Source organism: Kitasatospora sp. NPDC057542, from assembly GCF_042801945.1.
Taxonomy (GTDB): Bacteria; Actinomycetota; Actinomycetes; order Streptomycetales; family Streptomycetaceae; genus Kitasatospora.
This window is the reverse complement of the sequence record NZ_JBHVFE010000171.1, coordinates 1-16,634: the sequence shown is the minus strand read 5'-3', so window position 1 is coordinate 16,634 and position 16,634 is coordinate 1. Positions and strand designations below refer to the sequence as shown.

The following is a 16,634-nucleotide window of genomic DNA, read 5'->3' as shown; positions in this document are numbered from 1 at the left end:
ACCGGGCCCCGCCCCTCGTTCCCTACTCCGCGGGGGTGATGACGCCGTAGTGGCCGTCGTACCGGTGGTACAGGACGTTGCCGCGCCCGGTCTCGCTGTTGGTGAAGAAGACGAACGGCAGGCCGCTGAGGTCGAGCCGCGACACGGCGCCGGCGACGGTCAGTTCGGGCACCGCGTCGGTGCTCACCGAGATGCCCGGCTCGGTCTCCGGCGCCGGTCCGGCCGAGGCGATCCGGTACTCCCCCGCCGCCCCGTCGTGGTGGACGACGCTGTCGCAGCCCGTCACCGCGTCGGTGTACAGGTGGAAGTCGTAGTCCATCGCGTCCAGGTCGAACACCTCCGCCCACGTGGTCTGACGCGTGAAGCTGTAGCTCTTGTGCCGCACGATGCGGCGCTCCTCGGCATCCAGCACCCGGCGCTGCGGCCGGTGTTCCTGCCCGGCGACGGGCCGCTCGGCGTGCTGGCGGTGGTGCCGGTGGTGGGTCCGGACCCGGGCGATCCTGGCGTTCAGCCGGTCCTGGAGCAGGTCGACGGCTTCCTGCATGGTGGCGGCGGCAACGTGGGCGCGCACGGGCCGGCCGTTCAGGTCGAGCGTGGCCTGCGCGGTCGACGGCTTGGCCACGGCGTGGTTGGGCTCCTGGGTGAGCTTCACCCGGACGGCGAGGACCGGTTCGTCGATCTTCTCCAGGACGGCGAGCAGCTTCGTCCTGGCGTAGTCGGGCGCGGCCAGGGTGACCTCGCCGCGGGTCGTCACCGTGATGGCGGGGGCGGGTCGGGTCTGCAGTCGGTTCATCGTGGTTCCCTTCCTGGTGCGTCAGACCGTGGTGTGCGTTTCGGCGGGGTCGTGGGCCGGGGTTCCGGCCGGCAGGACCTCGTGCTCCGGCTTCGCTCCTCCGGGGGCGGTCCGGACGGTGGTGCCGGTGGTTCCGAGGAGCGTGCCCAGCGCGTTGTCCAGCGGGCCGATGGCGGCGATCCGGCCGGTCTGCTCGGCGAAGGTGGCGGCGGCGTCGGCCTTGGGCCGCATCGAGCCCTCGGGCAGGTCCAGTGCGCGCAGCCGCTCGGGGGTGGCGGTGACCAGCGGGCCCGGGTGGGCCGTGCCGTAGTGGGTGAACACGTGGGTGACGTCGGTGAGGATCAACAGCGCGTCGGCGTCGAGCTGTCGGGCGAGCAGGGCGGCGGTGAGGTCCTTGTCCACGACCGCTTCGACGCCGCGCAGCCGGCCGGTGTACGGGTCGCGGGTCACCGGGATGCCTCCGCCGCCGGCGGCGATCACCACGGCGCCGGTCGCCAGCAGGGTGCGGACCGCCGGTACCTCGATGATCGCCTTCGGCTGCGGGGAGGGAACCACGCGGCGCAGTCGCGCGCCGTCGCGCGCGGTGGTCCAGCCGCGCTCGGTCTCCATCGTCCTGGCCTGCTGGTCGGTGAGTTGCCCGCCGATGAACTTGCCCGGCCGTCGGAAGGCCGGATCGTGGGGGTCGACCTCGGTGTGGGTCACCAGTGCGGTGACGGCGCGGCCCGGCAGCCGGTCCATGAGCTCGCGGGCGAGCAGGGTGCCGATCATGCCCTGGGTCTGGGCTCCGAGGACGTCCAGCGGGTACGGCACGGTGAGCGCCGGGTCGGCCTCGCTCTCCTCGGCGAGCAGGCCGATCTGCGGACCGTTGCCGTGGGTGATCACCACCTCGTGCCCGGCGGTGACGAGTTCGGCGAGCGATCGGGCCGCGTCGTGGACGTGGTGCTGCTGGACGGCGGCATCGGGGTGCTCGCCCCGCTGGAGCAGGGCGTTCCCACCGAGGGCGGCGACGATGCGCATGGTCACTTCCTCCCCAGGGTGGCGACGAGGACCGCCTTGATGGTGTGCATGCGGTTCTCGGCCTGGTCGAAGACCAGCGAGGCGGGCGACTCGAAGACCTCGTCGGTGACTTCGAGGCCGTCGAGCCCGTGTTCCTCGGCGAGTTCGGCACCGAGGTCGGTGCGACGGTCGTGCAGGGCGGGCAGGCAGTGCAGGAAGGCGGTGTCCGGGTTGCCGGTCGCCGCCATCGTCTTGGCGTTGACCTGGTACGGCAGCAGCCGGGCGATCCGCTCGGGCCACTGGGCGTGGTCCTCCCCCATCGACACCCACACGTCGGTGTAGAGGTAGTCCGCGCCGCGCACGGCCTCCTCGACCTCGTCGCTGAGGGTGATCCGGGCGCCGCTGTCCCGGGCGAGCCGCCGGCATTCATCGACGAGCAGCGGGTCGGGCCACAGCTCGCGCGGAGCGGCGACGCGCACGTCCATGCCAAGCAGACTCCCCATCATGAGAAGGGAGTTGGCGGTGTTGTTGCGGGCGTCACCGAGGTAGCAGAAGGAGATCTCCTCCACCGGCTTTCCGCTGTGCTCGCGCATGGTGAAGACGTCGCACAGGCTCTGCGTGGGGTGGCAGGCGTCGGTCAGGCCGTTGTACACGGGGACGCCGGCGTGGCGGGCGAGTTCGGTGACGGCGTCCTGGTCGAAGCCGCGGTACTCGATGCCGTCGTACATCCGGCCGAGGACCCGGGCGGTGTCGGCGATGGTCTCCTTGTGGCCGATGTGCGACCCGTCCGGGCCCAGGTAGGTGGTCATGGCGCCCTGGTCGGCCGCCGCGACCTCGAAGGCGCAGCGGGTCCGGGTGGAGGCCTTCTCGAAGATCAGGGCGATCCTGCGGCCGGTCAGCCGGGGCGTTTCGGTGCCCGCGCGCCGGGCGGCCTTCAGCTCGGCGGCGAGGTCGAGGAGGTGGTGGATCTCGGCGGCGGTGAAGTCGAGTTCGCGCAGGTAGTGGCGGCCGTTCAGGTCGACGGTCATGGCGGGTTCTCCTTGCCGGTCAGTTGGCGGGGTCGCGCTGGATGGGGCAGCTCATGCAGCGCGGGCCGCCGCGGCCGCGGCCGAGCTCGGAGCCCGCGATGGTGACGATCTCGATGCCCTGCTTGCGCAGGTAGGTGTTGGTGGTGGTGTTGCGCTCGTAGCCGACGACGACGCCGGGTTCGAGGGCGAGGAAGTTGCTGCCGTCGTCCCACTGCTCGCGCTCGGCGGCGCGGGCGTCCTGGTCGGCGGACAGGAAGCGGACCTTGTCCAGGCCGAGGGCCTCGGCGAGGGAGGCGGCGAGGTCGGTGTCGGGGGTGACGTCGAAGCCGGCCTGGCGCTCGGGGGCCGGGGTGAGGGTCCACGAGCGCAACTGGTCGGCCAGGCCCGGGTAGAGCGCGAAGGTGTCCCGGTCGATCATCGTCATCACCGTGTCCAGGTGCATGAACGCCCGGCTCTCCGGCAGCCGCACGGCGATCAGCCGGTGCGCGGTGTTGGTCAGGAACAGTTGCCGGGCGAGGTTCTCGACTGCCGGTGCGGTGGTGCGCTCTCCCATGCCGACCATGACGACGCCCGGGGCGATCACGTGGACGTCCCCGCCCTCCACGCTGAGCCCCGGCGCGGTGGTGGTGCCGTCGAGCAGCGGGGGTGCGGTCTCGGCGAACAGCGGATGGAAGCGGTAGATCGCGGCGGTGTGCAGGGTCTCCCGCCGGCGGGCCGGCTTCGCCATCGGGTTGAGGCTGTACCGGGCGCCGATCCAGCAGGAGTTGTCGCGCGGGAAGAGGTGGTTGGGCAGCGGCGGGAGGGCGAAGTCCTGGTCGCCGAGGGTGTTCCACACCAGGCTGTGCGGGCTCCTCAGCGGCAGGTCGTCCTTGAGGACGCCGCCGATCAGGTACTCGGCGAGCGTGGCGCCGTCGAGCTGTTCGCTCAGCTCGCGCAGCGGCTCGACCAGGGCGGGGCCGACGATGGCCGGGGTGGCAACCTGGCCGAGCAGCCAGGACCGGGCGGGGGCCAGGTCGAGGGTCTCGGCGAGCAGGTCGGCGTAGTGGTGCACGCGCACGCCGTGGTCGCGCAGCACCTGGGCGAAGGCGTCGTGCTCCTCGCGGGCGCGCTTGGCCCACAGGATGTCGTCGAACAGCAGCTCGTCGACGTTGCGCGGGGTCAGCCGGGCCAGCTCCAGGCCCGGTCGGTGCAGGATCACCTGGTGCAGGCGGCCGGCTTCGGAATCGACACGCAGGGTGGACATCGGTGGCGCTCCTCGGAGTTCAGTGGGGGTGGCGCGGGGTCAGCGCGCGGCGGAGGATGGTCGGAAGGCCGACGGACCGGGCGGTGCGGGCCGCCTTCAGCGGCGGCTCGTGGCGGGCCGGCCCGGTGCCGGTGGCCGGGGCGGCGGTGCCGGTGGAAGCCGCCGTGGCGGGTCGGGCGTGCGGTCGCTTGAGCCAGATGTAGACCGGGATGCCGAGCAGGACGGTGAACAGGCCGTAGTAGACGGTCTGGTAGCCGCTGCCCTGGATCGACCAGTACGAGAAGGCCAGCGCCAGGACGGTGACGGCGACGTCCCGGGCGAAGCGGCGCCGGTCCAGCTCCTCTCGACCGTGCCTCGCCAGCCAGTACAGCTGGGCGGCGGCCGAGACCAGGTACGGGATCACGGCGGTGAGCACGCTCAGCAGCACGATCTCGGTGAACACCTGGGTGAAGCGGGTGTAGCTGATCACGGTGAGCACCGACGCGAGGACCGTCGCCGAGACGATGCCGAAGACGGGTGTCTCGCCGCGGCCGCGGGTACCGGCGAAGGCTGCCGGGAACAGTCCGTCGCGTGCGGCGGCCATCGGCATCTCCGCGCAGATCATCGTCCAGCCGTTCAGCGCCCCGAGCCCGGAGACGATCGCGGCGACGGCGACCAGGTTCCCGGCCCAGCTGCCGCCCGCGATGCTGTTCATCGCGTCCGTGAACGGTGCTACGGAGGAGCCGAGTTGAGCATGCGGGACGGTGCCGAACACGGCCAGGGTGCCGAGCAGGTAGATCGCCGCACAGGCCAGCGTGCCGTACACCGTGGCCCGGGGCACGTTGCGCTTCGGGTCCCGCACCCGCCCGGCCGCCACCGAGGCGGTCTCCAGGCCGATGTAGCTGAACAGCGCGATCGCCCCGGCCGCCGAGATCGCGCCCAGTGCCGAGCCGCCACTGGCGTTGAAGGCCCCGAAGTTGCCGGACTTCACGAACAGCAGCCCGGCTGTGGCCATGAAGGCCAGCGGCAGGAACTTCAGCACCGTGGTGACCACCTGGAAGGCCCCGATGCTGCGCACGCCGGCCAGGTTCACGATCGCCGGAAGCCACAGGCCCGCCAGGGCGATCGCGATCGAAGCCCCGGTGTGGTGGCCCTTGTTGACGAACACCTCGACGTAGCCGACCCAGGCCACCGCGATGGCCGCGTTCCCAGCCCAGGCGGTGATCCAGTACGACCAGGCGGTCAGGAAGCCCGCGAACTCACCGAACGCCTCGCGGGCGTAGACGTACGGCCCGCCACTGCCCGGCACCCGCTCCGACAGCCGCCCGAAGGTCACCGCCAACGCCAGCGCCCCGACGGTCACCAGCACGAACGCCACCAGCGCGACCGGCCCGTACGGCGCGAGCGCGGACGGCAGTGCGAACACGCCGGTGCCGATGATGCTGCCCACCACCAGCGCCGTCGCCGCCGGCAACCCGAAGGACGGGCTCCGCCCCTGTGGGCCGTCTTCCGGCGTGCTCGCCGGTGGTCTTCCGCGGTCCTCTACGGACATCAGACGCTCCTTCCCCAGATGCTCAACCGGGTGGACGGGCCCCGGCCTCGCCGTGTCCCGTCGTAGAAGATCCTCGAACCGGCGAGCGGCGCGTCCCATGGGCCAACGGTCCCGCTCCCCGCACCGGCGGTCCCGGTTTCCCCGCCCGATGGTCCCGGGCCCCGGACCGCGCCGCGCACCGGCGCATGTCGTATGCCGCATGGCACTTGGCGCAGACGCGCTGCCGGATCCGTCCCGGTCGGGACCACCGGCCCACCGACAGGTTCCGTCCGGCCCTGGGGTTCCGCGAGGCCCGACGGGAGATTGGTGCTCACCGGGCGACGGTCGTGCCCGGCCCCCGACCCGACTTCAAGGGAGCACCCGTGACGACGCGACACGTCCTGGCCGGCCTCGACGGCTCACCGCGGAGCGAGAGCGCCGCCATGTGGGCGGCGGCGCAGGCCCAGCGGCTCGGAGCGCCCCTGCGCCTCCTGCACGTCTGGCCCTGGCTGAGCGACGAGAACCTGGACCGGGCCGAGCCCGGGGACCTCCGGCCCGCCGCGCTCGACGCCCTCGCCCGTGTCGCCGACCGGATCCGCCTCGCCCACCCGGACCTGACGGTGGAGACCGCGGTGCGGCCCGACGACCCGGTGGACGGGCTGGTCGCCGAAGCTCGGGAGCAGGAGCTGCTGGTGCTCGGCTCCCGGGGCCTCGGGGGATTCGCCGGCCTGCTCGTCGGCTCGGTCTCCCTCGCCGTGGCCGCCCGCGCGACCGTTCCGACGGTCCTCGTCCGCGAGGCGGCGGCGCCCCTCCCCGTCGGGAACGCCGGAACCTCCGGTGAGGTCGTGGTCGGGCTCGACTCCTCCGAGCCCGGGGAGGCCGTCCTCGCATTCGCCTTCGCCGAGGCGGAACGCCGCGGTGCCACACTGCGCGCCGTCCACGGCTGGGAACCGCTCTCCGCCTGGGCCTACGGCAGCATGATGCCGCCCCCGATGGACATCCCCGGACAGGAGCGCACGGAGGCGGCCCTGCTCTCACAGCACCTCGCGGACCACCGCAGGAGGCATCCGGACGTGGCAATCGTCGAGGACGTCCGGCTCGGCGGCGGGGCGAAGGCCCTCCTGGACGCGGCGGCTGCCGGTGCCGAGCTGGTCGTCATCGGCCGGCGCGAGCGCCGGCATCGCCTCGGCATGCTGCTCGGACCCGTCGCCCACGCCGTGCTCCATCACTCCACGGCGCCGGTGGCCGTGGTTCCCCATCCGTGAGGACGGACCGCACCCGCCGTCGTCCACCAGGCAGTTGGAGAAGGAGTACCGACATGACCGCCGTTTCCGGGCCGCCCGGTCCGGTCCCGCGCTTGCGCAACCACCTGCGGCAGGCGTTCCGGCGGGGCGGCAACCCGCTGGTCCGCCCGGTCGACCGCGCACGCAGCCGGGCCCTGCTGCTGGCCGCGCTCGGCATCGGGCTGGCCCTGCCCTGCTGCGCCGGTGCGGCGACGGCCGAGTTCGTCTCGGCCCGGCACCGGGACTCCGTGACGGCCACCCGCCTGCACGGCGTCCAGGCGGTCGCGCTCACCCCGGCACACCGGCGGATCGAGCCCGGCACCGGAAGGACGCGGTACGAGGCCGACGCCGCATGGACCTCCCCCGACGGCCGCAGCACCACCGGAACCGTCGCCGTACCCGCCGGCACCGTCATCGGCGCGGCCGTCGGGATCCGGGTCGACGACACCGGCCGGTCCGTCCCCGCCCCTCCCGGGGCGATCCGTGCCGCCGCCGAAGCGGCCTGCCTCGGGCTCCTCGCGTTCGGCGGCCTCGCCGCTCTCGTCATCGCCGGCCTCAGCATCCGTCTGATGGTCCTCGACCGCCGGGCCGACCAGGCCTGGCAGCACTCCTGGATGCTTCTGGAGCCCCTCTGGAGCGGCCGCACCCCACGCGACAACCGAGCGGGCTGACACCACCGGCCGCGTCCGCGGACGAACCACGCCGGCGACGCCCGGCATCCGGCACCCGGATGGGGACGGCATCATGCCCGAACAGCCGTCGGCGACGACGCCGCCGGCCACGGCCCTCAGCCGTGGCGGACCTCCGGGCGCCGCGCCCCAACAGGGCCGGGAACCGTTCCCCTTCCCGCGGTCGCGGACCGGACGGGCCCTACGTCGGACGGCCGGGCCGCTGCCGGGTGGCGCCGCCCGCCTCGGGTCCGGCGGCGAGGAGGAAGCCGGTGACGAGCTCGGGGCGGATGCGCACGACGTGGTGCATCGCGGCGTCCACCCAGGGGGTGGCCAACTCCTCGTAGCGCCGCACCTCGGCCGGGTCGGAGACGAGCTCCGCGTAGCCGGTGGCGACGACGCTCCACCCCAGGTGGGTGTCGAGGTCGATGGCGTCGGCCTCGTACGCGACGACCGGGCCGGGCGCGCCGGGTACGTCCGCGACGGAGGTCAGGGCGGCGCCCTCGTGGGTGCGGATGATGATCGCGCCGTCGGCGACGACGTGGTTGACCGGCCGGATGGCCGGCAGGGCGTCCTTGGTGAAGACGACCCGGCCGAGCGGCACGCCGGCGAGCAGACGCAGGCAGTCCTTCCGTTCCAGCGGCACCATGTGCCGGGCGGCGACGGCCGGCCGGGGCCGCAGTCGTGTCCTGAGGTGCCGGCGGACGGCTTTGTCCCTCACGGCCGGCCCGCGATCAGGCCGAGGTGGCCTTCGAAGCGGCGGTACAGGACACGGCCCCGCCCGGTGGCGGGATCGGCGTAGAACAGGAACGGCAGTTGCGCGTCCTCGATGCGGTTCACCGCCTGCTCGTCCGTCAGGTGCCGGGCGCCGACGGGGCTGAGGGTGAGCGGTGCGGTGGACCGGCGGGGCGGGGCGGCGGCAACGGTACGGGCCAGGCGGTATCCGGTCGGCCCGGTGCGGTAGACGACGGCGTCGGTCTCGGTGGCCGGGTCGGTGAACAGGTGGATGTCGTAGTCCATCGCGTCCAGCGTGCGGATCGCAGCGTCCGGTGAACACCACACCAGCGACGGCGACTTGACGCGGGTGATCAGCCGGGCCCCGTCCCGGGGGGCCGTGTCCCCGGGCTGGACGGGGCGGGGCCAGGGCCGGGGTTTCCAGGTCCCGGTGACGGCCGCGATGCGTCGGCGCAGCTGCTCACCGATACGGTCCACGGCCTCGGTGAAGTCCTGCGCCGCCTCCTGGACCCGAACCCGCCGGCCGTCCACCTCGGCGTTCACCTGCGCCAGCACGCCCGATCCGGTGGCCGACAGCTTGACCTTCAGCGCCTCGACCAGCGCGTTGGCGCTCTGGGAGGCCGCCGCGATCCTCGCGCGTCCCTCCGCCAGCACCTCGCGCGGGATGCCCCCGAAGGCCACCACTGCGATCTCCGTGCTCATGCCCGTCCTTCTTCTGATGTCCGGCCCCGATCCGATGCACGCCTACGCTGCGCGCAAGCCGGACCTGCCACAAGGGTCGAACGGCCCCATCGCCCGGGGTGCTTGTCGTCGACGCCGCGTGGCATCGTCCATCGGCGACCTCACGATGTGCCTCGGCGTGACGCGGAAGGCGCCCCACGGCCCGATGTCAGAGCGCCGGCTCCTCGGCGACGGCGGTTCAGACGCCGGAGACATGGGCGATCTGGCCGACGGCGGCCGTGACCGCCATGGCGAGGCCGCCGCCGATGACAACACGGGCGGCGGGCCCCAGCACGGTGGTGCCGGCGGCGCGAGCGCCCAGTACGCCGGCGAGGGCGAGGCCGCAGAGGGTGACGACGACGATCAGCCACAGGCGGGCCGTGCTGGAGGACGCGAGGAGGCCGAGGAAGGGGAGGAGTCCGCCGACGAGGAAACTGGCGGCGGAGGCGAGGGCGGCCTGGAGGGGGTTGGCGGCGGTCTGTTCGTTGTGGCCGAGTTCGTCGCGCAGGTGGGCCTGTAGCGGGTCGGCCGCATGCAGGGCCTCGGCCACCTGGCGGGCGAGGTCGCGGGGGACGCCGCGGTTCTCGTAGATGGCGGTGAGTTCGGCGAGTTCGGCTTCGGGGGCTTCGGCGAGTTCACGGGCTTCCTTGGCGCGGTCGGCGGTCTCGACGTCGACCTGGGAGCTGACGGAGACGTACTCGCCCGCGGCCATGGACATGGCCCCTGCCGACAGGCCTGCCAGGCCTCCGGTGACCACGGTGGAGGTGCTCACGCCACTGGCGGCCAGGCCGACCATGAGGCTGGCGATGGAGACCAGGCCGTCGTTGGCGCCGAGCACGGCGGCGCGCAGCCAACCGGCCCGGGAGGCGGTGTGCGTCTCGGGGTGAGGGGCGAACCGGTCGTGTCGGGTCATCGGGCGGGATGCTCCTGCCTGCTCGTCGAGGCCGTTGTCACGAATCCGACGCGGTGATGTCCAGCTCGACGTTCGCCTGGGTGTTGGGGACGAACCACCGTACCGGCTCCGGCTGTTCGGCCGACTCCGGAACACCGTCACGGACGGGAGGCGATCGCCGCCCCGCCACGGGCGGCCGGCAGTCTGCGGGCCACGAACTTGCCCAGCTCCCACAGCAGCAGGAGCGCGACGGCGGCCAGCAGGGCCCATCCGAACTGTCGGGCGTCGATGTCGGTGGTTCCGAGGATGCGGTGGAACACGTCCATCTGGGTGACCAGCACCGCCAGGACGAACTCGCCCAGGGCCGCCAGGTTCATCTGCTTGCTGTCGAAGGTGCTGACGGTCAGCGCGGAGCCGCGCTCACTGCGGCACTCGTAGGCCGCCACGATCAGGCAGAGCGCGAAGGCGGTGAACGCGATCGAGTTGCCGACGTGCGTGCTGTGGTAGTGCGCCTCGCCCAGCTTGGTCAGCCCGAGCAGGGCGACCGTGACGGCCAGCCCGGCGAGTCCGACGGTGATCACCACGGGCCTGGTCAGCACCGTCTCGCCGCGCGGGCGCGGGGTGCGCCGCATCAGACCGGGGCTCTCCTGGTCGAAGCCCAGGGCGAAGCCGAACGGGGCGTTGACCACGAAGTGGACCCACAGGACCTGCGCCGGGGTGAACGGTTCACCCGCGGCGATGTTCAGGAGCGCGGCTCCGAGGAAGGTCAGCACGAACGTCACCAGCAGCACCAGGACGAACCGGATGTACTTGGTGAGGTTGTCGTAGAGCTTCCGGCCCTCCTCCACGGCGTAGACGATGGTGACGAAGTCGTCGTCGGCGAGGACCATGCGGCTCGCGTTCTTCGCCGCGTCGGTGCCGCTGCCCATGGCGATGCCGATGTCGGCGGCCTTGATCGCCGGCGCGTCGTTGACGCCGTCGCCGGTCATGGCGACCACGTCACCCTTCTGCTTGAGCGTGGCGGCGAGCAGCACCTTGTGCTCGGGCGCGACCCGGCCGACCACGCCGATGCCGTCGATCCGGGCCAGTCGCTCGTGCTCCGGCAGGGCGGCGAAGTCGGCGCCGAGGACGGCCTCACCCTCGATGCCGAGTTGGCGGGCGATGGCCGCTCCGGTGGTGACGTCGTCGCCCGTCACCATGCGGACCCGGATGTGGGCGGCCTGCGCGCTGGCGACCGCGGCCCGTGACTCCTCTCGCGGCGGGTCGACCATGGCCACCAGGCTGGTCATCCGCAGATCCTCGACGAACGCCAGCAGGTCGCCGTCCGGGTCGAAGTCCGCCGGGTCCAGGTCCCGGACGGCCCCGGCCATCACCCGCAGTCCTTCGCCGCCCATCCGCTCGGTCTGCGCCTGGGCGCGTGCGCTGAGGTCCGCGTCCCAGGGGATGACGACGCCCTCCGAGAGGGCCGAGGAGGCGCGGGCCATGACCGCGGGGGCCGCGCCCTTCACGAAGCACCGCACCACCGCCCGGCCGTCCGCGTCCTTTGCCTCGTTGAAGCTGGCCATCAGCTTGTAGCTCGGGTCGAACGGCAGCGTGGCGAGCCGGGGGAAACGCTCCCGGCTGGCCTCGATGTCCAGCCCGGCCTTGTGGCCGAGAACGAGCAGGGCGCCCTCGGTCGGGTCGCCGACGACCTCGCCGTCGACCAGTTTCGCGTCGTTGGCGACCAGGTAGGGCAGGACGGCGTCCTCGATGCTCGGGGCGGAGCCCGCCGCGTGGTGGATCCGCCCGTCGAGGCGGTAGCCGGTGCCGGAGACGGTGTAGCGGTCGGTGGGGCTGAGCACCTCCACGACCGTCATCTGGTTCATCGTCAGGGTGCCGGTCTTGTCGGAGTTGATGGCCGACGTGAAGCCGAGGGTCTCGACGGACGGCAGTTCCTTCACGATCGCGTGCCGCCTGGCCAGGTTGAGGCTGCCGACGGAGAGGATGACCTGGCTGACCGTCGGCAACGCCTCCGGGATGGCCGCGATGGCCAGCGAGACCGCACTGACGAAGAGGGCGTCCCACGCCTGGTCGCGGCTGCGGCCGAGCGCGAACATCACGACCATGGTCAGGCCGGCCGCCCCCGCGATCCACAGCGTCAGGGTGTTGAGCTCCCTGGTGAGCGGCGACTGCTCCCTCTCGGTCGCCGACAGCATCCCGGAGATCTTGCCCAGTTCGGTGTCGGCGCCCGTCGCGGTGATGACGAGCAGTCCGCTGCCGTGGGTGACCGGGGTGTTCATGAACGCCATGTTGGTCTGGTCGCCCGGGCCCAGCCGATCGGCCGGCAGTGTGCCGGCGTTCTTGGCGGCGGGGACGCTCTCGCCGGTCAGCGCCGACTCGTCGATCTGCAGCGCGCTGGCCTCGACGATCCGTCCGTCCGCCGGGACCTCGTCGCCCGCCGCGACGAGCACCACGTCGCCCACGACCAGCTGTTCGGCCGGGACCTCCGCCTCCGTCCCGTCCCGCCGCACCCGCGCGGTGGCCTTCATCATCGACCTCAGCGCGTTCATCGCGCTCTCGGCCTTGCCCTCCTGCCGCAGACCGACCACCGCGTTGAACAGCGTCAGGACGATCAGCAGGACCCCGGTGGTCCACTCCTTGATCGCCAGCGAGACCACCGCCGCCGCCACCAGGATGATCTGCATGTAGCTGCGGTACTGGTCGAGGAAGCGCAGCCAGTCGGGCCTCGGCTTCTCCTCGGGCAACGCGTTCGGCCCGTTCGCGGCGAGCAGTTCGGCCGCCCGGGCGGCGGTGAGCCCGGTCGCCGGATCCACCCCGAGCGAGGACGCGACCTCCCGGGGAGGACGCGCGTACCAGGGGTCCGGGGACTCCTGCGGGCCTGACGGCCCAACCTGCTCCGCCACCTTCACTTGCTCCGCCATCCTCACTCCTCAAGATCCGGGAACGTCCACCCGGGCGTCGGTCGGTCCGGCGCGCCTGCGCGGACGGGTCACGCGCGGCCGCCTCGGGGGGCCTCGCCCTCCAGCCGGCGCTTGGCCGCGCGCAGTTCCTTCCGGGCCTGCTCGTCGACCGTGGGGAACTGCGGATCGATCTCGATCAGCGTGTGCGCGAGCACCGCCGCCGAGCAGATGCGCGCGAACCACTTGCGGTCGGCCGGCACGACGTACCAGGGCGCCCACGGCGTGCTCGTGGCCGACAGCATGTCGGAGAACGCCTCCTGGTAGTCGTCCCAGCGCTCACGCTCGCGGATGTCGGCCTCGGAGAACTTCCAGTTCTTCTCGGGCAGGTCGATCCGCGCCAGGAAGCGGCTGCGCTGCTCCTCCTTGGAGAGGTTCAGGAAGACCTTCACCACCTTGATCCCGTTGTCGGTGAGGTAGCGCTCCCAGTCGTTGATCTCCCGGTACCTGCGGTGCCAGACCCCCGGGCCCTTCGCCTCCTCCGGCAGCTTCTGCCGGTCGAGGTTGTCCGGATGGACACGCACCACGAGGACCTCCTCGTAGTGCGACCGGTTGAAGATCCCGATGTCCCCGCGCGACGGGAGCCGCTGCGCGTACCGCCACAGGAAGTCGTGGTCGAGCTCCTCCGCGGAGGGAACCTTGAAGCTGCTCACGTGGACGCCCTGCGGATTCACCCCGCTCATGACGTGACGGATCGTTCCGTCCTTCCCGCCGGCGTCGAGCGCCTGGAGGCAGAACAGCACTCCGTAGGTGTCCTGGGCGGCCAGCCGTGCCTGGTACTCCGAGAGCAGCGACACGCCGGTGTGCAGCAGCTCCACGCCCTCGCGCTTCTTCATGCCCGCCTTGTACCGGGGGTCGAAGTCCTCCGCGAGGTTCACCCGCGACCCCGGCTTCACCCGCAGCGGCTTGATGAACTTCGCAATGCGCCTGGCCGTTCGTCCGTCCGACATCGCCTGTACCAGTTCCTCTCGGGTCCGGCGGGCATCGCGAGGCCTGCCGCGCCGCCCCGCTGCGCACCGACGTCCTCGACACGGCGGAACCGGGACCGACCAGCACGGAGAGTGCTACCTGCCACGCTGTGGCCCCCGGATGGCCGTGTCAATCCGACGGCGTCCTTCCGGGCCGGGCCCACCCGCGCTGCCCGGCGGGCGCGATTCCGGCCGGATCGCTCGTGCGGCATCCGCGTGTGGCAACGCCCGGGACTGTCAGCAGACCTGACAAAGACGTTATTGACGCTTCTAAGCTCTCAGAAGTCAAGAGCCCAGGGCCTGACTTCTCCTCCGCATGCCCGGGGCCGTTCCGGTCGGCCCGCACGGCAGCCGTGACCTCCGCACCCCCTCCATGCCCTCGTACGGGAGACTCATGATCCACACCCACGGACTCACCCGAAGGTTCCGCGTCAGAGGAGAGACCGTCGACGCGGTACGCGGTCTCGATCTCGACATCGAGGCCGGTTCCGTGGTGGCCTTCCTCGGCCCGAACGGCGCCGGGAAGACCACCAGCCTGCGGATGCTGACCACCCTGCTCGCCCCGACCGCGGGCACCGCCACCGTCGCCGGGCACGACGTCATGGCCGACCCCGCCGGGGTGCGCCGCCGGATCGGCTACCTCGGCCAGGGCAACAGCGCCGGTACCGACTTCCGGGTCGTCGACGAACTCGTCACCCAGGGCCGCGCCCACGGCCTGAGTCGCGCCGGGTCCCGCGTCCGGGCCGAACGTCTCCTGGACGCCCTCGAACTGGAAGGGCTGGCCCGGCGGACGGTGGGCACCCTCTCCGGGGGCCAGCGCCGTCGGCTCGACATCGCCATGGCCCTGGTCCACGAACCGGACCTGCTCTTCCTCGACGAGCCCACCACCGGGCTCGACCCGCACAGCCGCGCCGACATCCGGGAACACGTGCTGTGCCTGCACAAGGAGCTCGGCACCACCATCGTCTTCACCACCCACTACCTGGAGGAGGCCGACCTCTGGGCCGGGCGGGTCCTGGTCGTCGACCACGGCCGGGTGATCGCCGACGGCTCCCCCGAGCGCCTCAAGAACGATCTCGCCGGTGACCTCATCACCTTCACGACCGCCGAGCCTGCCGACACCGGCCCGGCCGCGGCCCGGGCCCGCGCCCTGCGGGCCGTCCGGGACGTGACCGTCGACGACCGGGAGGTGCGGGTGCGGGCCTGCGACGGCGACGTCCGGCTGCCGGAGCTGCTGCGTGACCTCGACGCGGCCGGGATCCGGGTGCACAGCACCCGGCTGGACCGCCCGACCCTGGACGACGTCTTCCTCGCCCTGACCGGCCGCACCCTCCCGGAGGGCGCTGGCGCCGGCATCCCGACCACCTCGCACCGGGGAGCGTGACCTTGAAGGTACTCACCGACACCCGCACCGTGTTCGCCCGCGAACTCGGGCCCGAGCTGCGCCGGCCCGCCGGTCTGCTCTTCACGATGATGCTGCCGTTCCTGCTGCTCGCCCTCTTCGCGCCGCTGCTCCCGGGCGAGGCCGGCGGACCGGCGGGTGCGGGCTCGCCCTGGCAGTGGTTCGTGCCCGGCATGCTCGTCCTGCTCGGCCTGTCCGCCACCGCGGGAGCGGGCGCCTCACTGCTCGGCGAGATGTCCTCGGGCGCCTTCGAGCGGCTGCTCGTCACGCCGCTCAACCGGGCCGCCATGCTCGTCGGACGGACCCTCAAGGAGGTCGTGGTCCTACTCGCGCAGGCCCTGCTGATCCTCCTCCTGCTCCTGCCGACCGACTTCCGGCTGCACCTGCCGGGCGCCCTGGCCGGAATGATGCTGCTGAGCGTCTTCGGCGTCGGCATCGGCGCGCTGTCCTTCACCCTGGCGCTCCACTCCCGTCGGCAGCAGACCCTGTTCTACGGGGTGCAGCAGGTGGTCTTCTTCCCCCTGCTGCTGCTCTCCGGAGTCCTGCTGCCGATCACCCGGGAGGCCGCGCCGGCCTGGCTCTACGTGCTGAGCCGGATCAACCCGGTGACGCACGTGGTCGAGGCCGAACGCGCCCTCTTCGACGGCCGTTTGACCGAGTCGGGCGTGCTGTACGGATTCGTCGCGGCCGCCGCCGTCGCGGCGCTGGGTGTCGTGGCCGGGATCCGCGGCATGCGCAGAGCCTCCCTGTGAATCCCGTCCTGCCGCACCCGTCGACCTGGCGCCGCGGTCCCGGCCTGCCCGCCGGAGAAGCCGACCACCACGTCACCAAGGGACATGACGTACCGTCGGCGACGGAATGACCACGGTCTCCCCCGGTTGAGGTGAACCGCCTTGAGGACCCACATCCCCTATCTCCTGGCCGCGGCCAGCACGGTGGCGACGCGCCGCGCGGACCAGCGCCTGCGCGACTACGATTTGACGCTTCGTCAATATGGTCTGCTCGTCCAGCTTTTCCTCGAACCCGGACTGACCATGGCCGATCTGGCCCGCCAACTCGGCATCGCCCGGCAGTCGGTGCACCGGCTCGTCGACGAGCTGGTCGAGGCCGACCACGTGCGCCGGCGCCCCGGAGCCGATGATCGCTCACGACGACTGGAGCTCACCGACACGGCGCACTACATGCTGACCCGGATCGACGGCCCGCTCGAACGGGTGGAGGCGGAACTGCTCGGCGATCTCGGCCCGGACGAGGTCGAGACCCTGCGCGGGCTCCTCCAGCGCGTGCTGGCACATGCCACCGACGACGAGGCCTGGCTGCCCTCCCGATGACGCCGTCGCACGGATGCCCGCCGCGCTGCCGGGAACGGGCGTCGAGGGGGCGAGGCCCACGTCTTCGTACCGGCGCCCCGGGTCCTGACAAGCCCGACGGGTGGAGCC

Annotated in this window: 15 protein-coding genes; 5 read left to right on the top strand and 10 right to left on the bottom strand. The window is 72.4% G+C overall.

Features of this window, described 5'->3' with window-relative positions:
• Window positions 1–22: 22 nt before the first annotated feature.
• From ACFU7Y_RS21875 to ACFU7Y_RS21855, 5 genes are read right to left on the bottom strand one after another with little or no spacing between them, the layout of a single operon-like run.
• Window positions 23–793, bottom strand: coding sequence for a sigma 54 modulation/S30EA ribosomal C-terminal domain-containing protein (locus ACFU7Y_RS21875; RefSeq protein WP_380769384.1), 771 nt, complete (start codon window positions 791–793; stop codon window positions 23–25).
• 21 nt (window positions 794–814) lie between these two features.
• Window positions 815–1,810 carry a carbamate kinase gene (locus tag ACFU7Y_RS21870; RefSeq protein ID WP_380769383.1) on the bottom strand — a complete coding sequence of 332 codons (996 nt, stop codon included), beginning with the start codon at window positions 1,808–1,810 and terminating at the stop codon, window positions 815–817.
• Window positions 1,811–1,812: 2 nt separating this feature from the next.
• Complete coding sequence (argF, locus tag ACFU7Y_RS21865) at window positions 1,813–2,817, bottom strand: ornithine carbamoyltransferase (RefSeq protein ID WP_224273564.1); 1,005 nt, start codon at window positions 2,815–2,817, stop codon at window positions 1,813–1,815.
• Between the two features lie 19 nt (window positions 2,818–2,836).
• A complete protein-coding gene (locus ACFU7Y_RS21860) occupies window positions 2,837–4,060 on the bottom strand; it encodes an arginine deiminase (protein ID WP_380769382.1) in 1,224 nt (407 codons plus the stop codon).
• A gap of 19 nt (window positions 4,061–4,079) precedes the next feature.
• Complete coding sequence (locus tag ACFU7Y_RS21855) at window positions 4,080–5,492, bottom strand: APC family permease (protein WP_380769385.1); 1,413 nt, start codon at window positions 5,490–5,492, stop codon at window positions 4,080–4,082.
• A gap of 461 nt (window positions 5,493–5,953) precedes the next feature.
• Between ACFU7Y_RS21855 and ACFU7Y_RS21850 the strand changes: the two genes are divergently transcribed.
• Both ACFU7Y_RS21850 and ACFU7Y_RS21845 read left to right on the top strand, forming a co-directional pair.
• Complete coding sequence (locus ACFU7Y_RS21850) at window positions 5,954–6,835, top strand: universal stress protein (RefSeq protein WP_380769381.1); 882 nt, start codon at window positions 5,954–5,956, stop codon at window positions 6,833–6,835.
• A gap of 53 nt (window positions 6,836–6,888) precedes the next feature.
• Window positions 6,889–7,524, top strand: coding sequence for a hypothetical protein (locus tag ACFU7Y_RS21845; RefSeq protein WP_380769380.1), 636 nt, complete (start codon window positions 6,889–6,891; stop codon window positions 7,522–7,524).
• Between the two features lie 199 nt (window positions 7,525–7,723).
• Here ACFU7Y_RS21845 and ACFU7Y_RS21840 read toward each other — a convergent pair whose 3' ends face one another.
• From ACFU7Y_RS21840 to ACFU7Y_RS21820, 5 genes are all read right to left on the bottom strand, one after another.
• Window positions 7,724–8,170 carry a pyridoxamine 5'-phosphate oxidase family protein gene (locus ACFU7Y_RS21840; protein WP_224273728.1) on the bottom strand — a complete coding sequence of 149 codons (447 nt, stop codon included), beginning with the start codon at window positions 8,168–8,170 and terminating at the stop codon, window positions 7,724–7,726.
• 68 nt (window positions 8,171–8,238) lie between these two features.
• A complete protein-coding gene (locus ACFU7Y_RS21835) occupies window positions 8,239–8,958 on the bottom strand; it encodes a sigma 54 modulation/S30EA ribosomal C-terminal domain-containing protein (RefSeq protein WP_380769379.1) in 720 nt (239 codons plus the stop codon).
• A gap of 217 nt (window positions 8,959–9,175) precedes the next feature.
• Window positions 9,176–9,889 carry a VIT1/CCC1 transporter family protein gene (locus ACFU7Y_RS21830; RefSeq protein ID WP_224273589.1) on the bottom strand — a complete coding sequence of 238 codons (714 nt, stop codon included), beginning with the start codon at window positions 9,887–9,889 and terminating at the stop codon, window positions 9,176–9,178.
• 137 nt (window positions 9,890–10,026) lie between these two features.
• On the bottom strand, window positions 10,027–12,789 hold the full coding sequence (locus tag ACFU7Y_RS21825) for a cation-translocating P-type ATPase (protein WP_380769377.1): 2,763 nt from the start codon (window positions 12,787–12,789) through the stop codon (window positions 10,027–10,029).
• A 68-nt stretch (window positions 12,790–12,857) separates the two neighbouring features.
• Window positions 12,858–13,775 carry a polyphosphate kinase 2 family protein gene (locus tag ACFU7Y_RS21820; RefSeq protein ID WP_374119885.1) on the bottom strand — a complete coding sequence of 306 codons (918 nt, stop codon included), beginning with the start codon at window positions 13,773–13,775 and terminating at the stop codon, window positions 12,858–12,860.
• A 412-nt stretch (window positions 13,776–14,187) separates the two neighbouring features.
• Between ACFU7Y_RS21820 and ACFU7Y_RS21815 the strand changes: the two genes are divergently transcribed.
• The 3 genes from ACFU7Y_RS21815 (at window position 14,188) to ACFU7Y_RS21805 (ending at window position 16,526) form a co-directional block, all read left to right on the top strand.
• Window positions 14,188–15,177 (top strand): ATP-binding cassette domain-containing protein, encoded by a 990-nt coding sequence (locus tag ACFU7Y_RS21815; protein WP_224273594.1) that lies wholly within the window; start codon window positions 14,188–14,190, stop codon window positions 15,175–15,177.
• A 2-nt stretch (window positions 15,178–15,179) separates the two neighbouring features.
• Window positions 15,180–15,947 carry an ABC transporter permease gene (locus tag ACFU7Y_RS21810; protein ID WP_263454333.1) on the top strand — a complete coding sequence of 256 codons (768 nt, stop codon included), beginning with the start codon at window positions 15,180–15,182 and terminating at the stop codon, window positions 15,945–15,947.
• Between the two features lie 141 nt (window positions 15,948–16,088).
• Complete coding sequence (locus ACFU7Y_RS21805) at window positions 16,089–16,526, top strand: MarR family winged helix-turn-helix transcriptional regulator (protein WP_224273598.1); 438 nt, start codon at window positions 16,089–16,091, stop codon at window positions 16,524–16,526.
• Window positions 16,527–16,634: the final 108 nt, after the last annotated feature.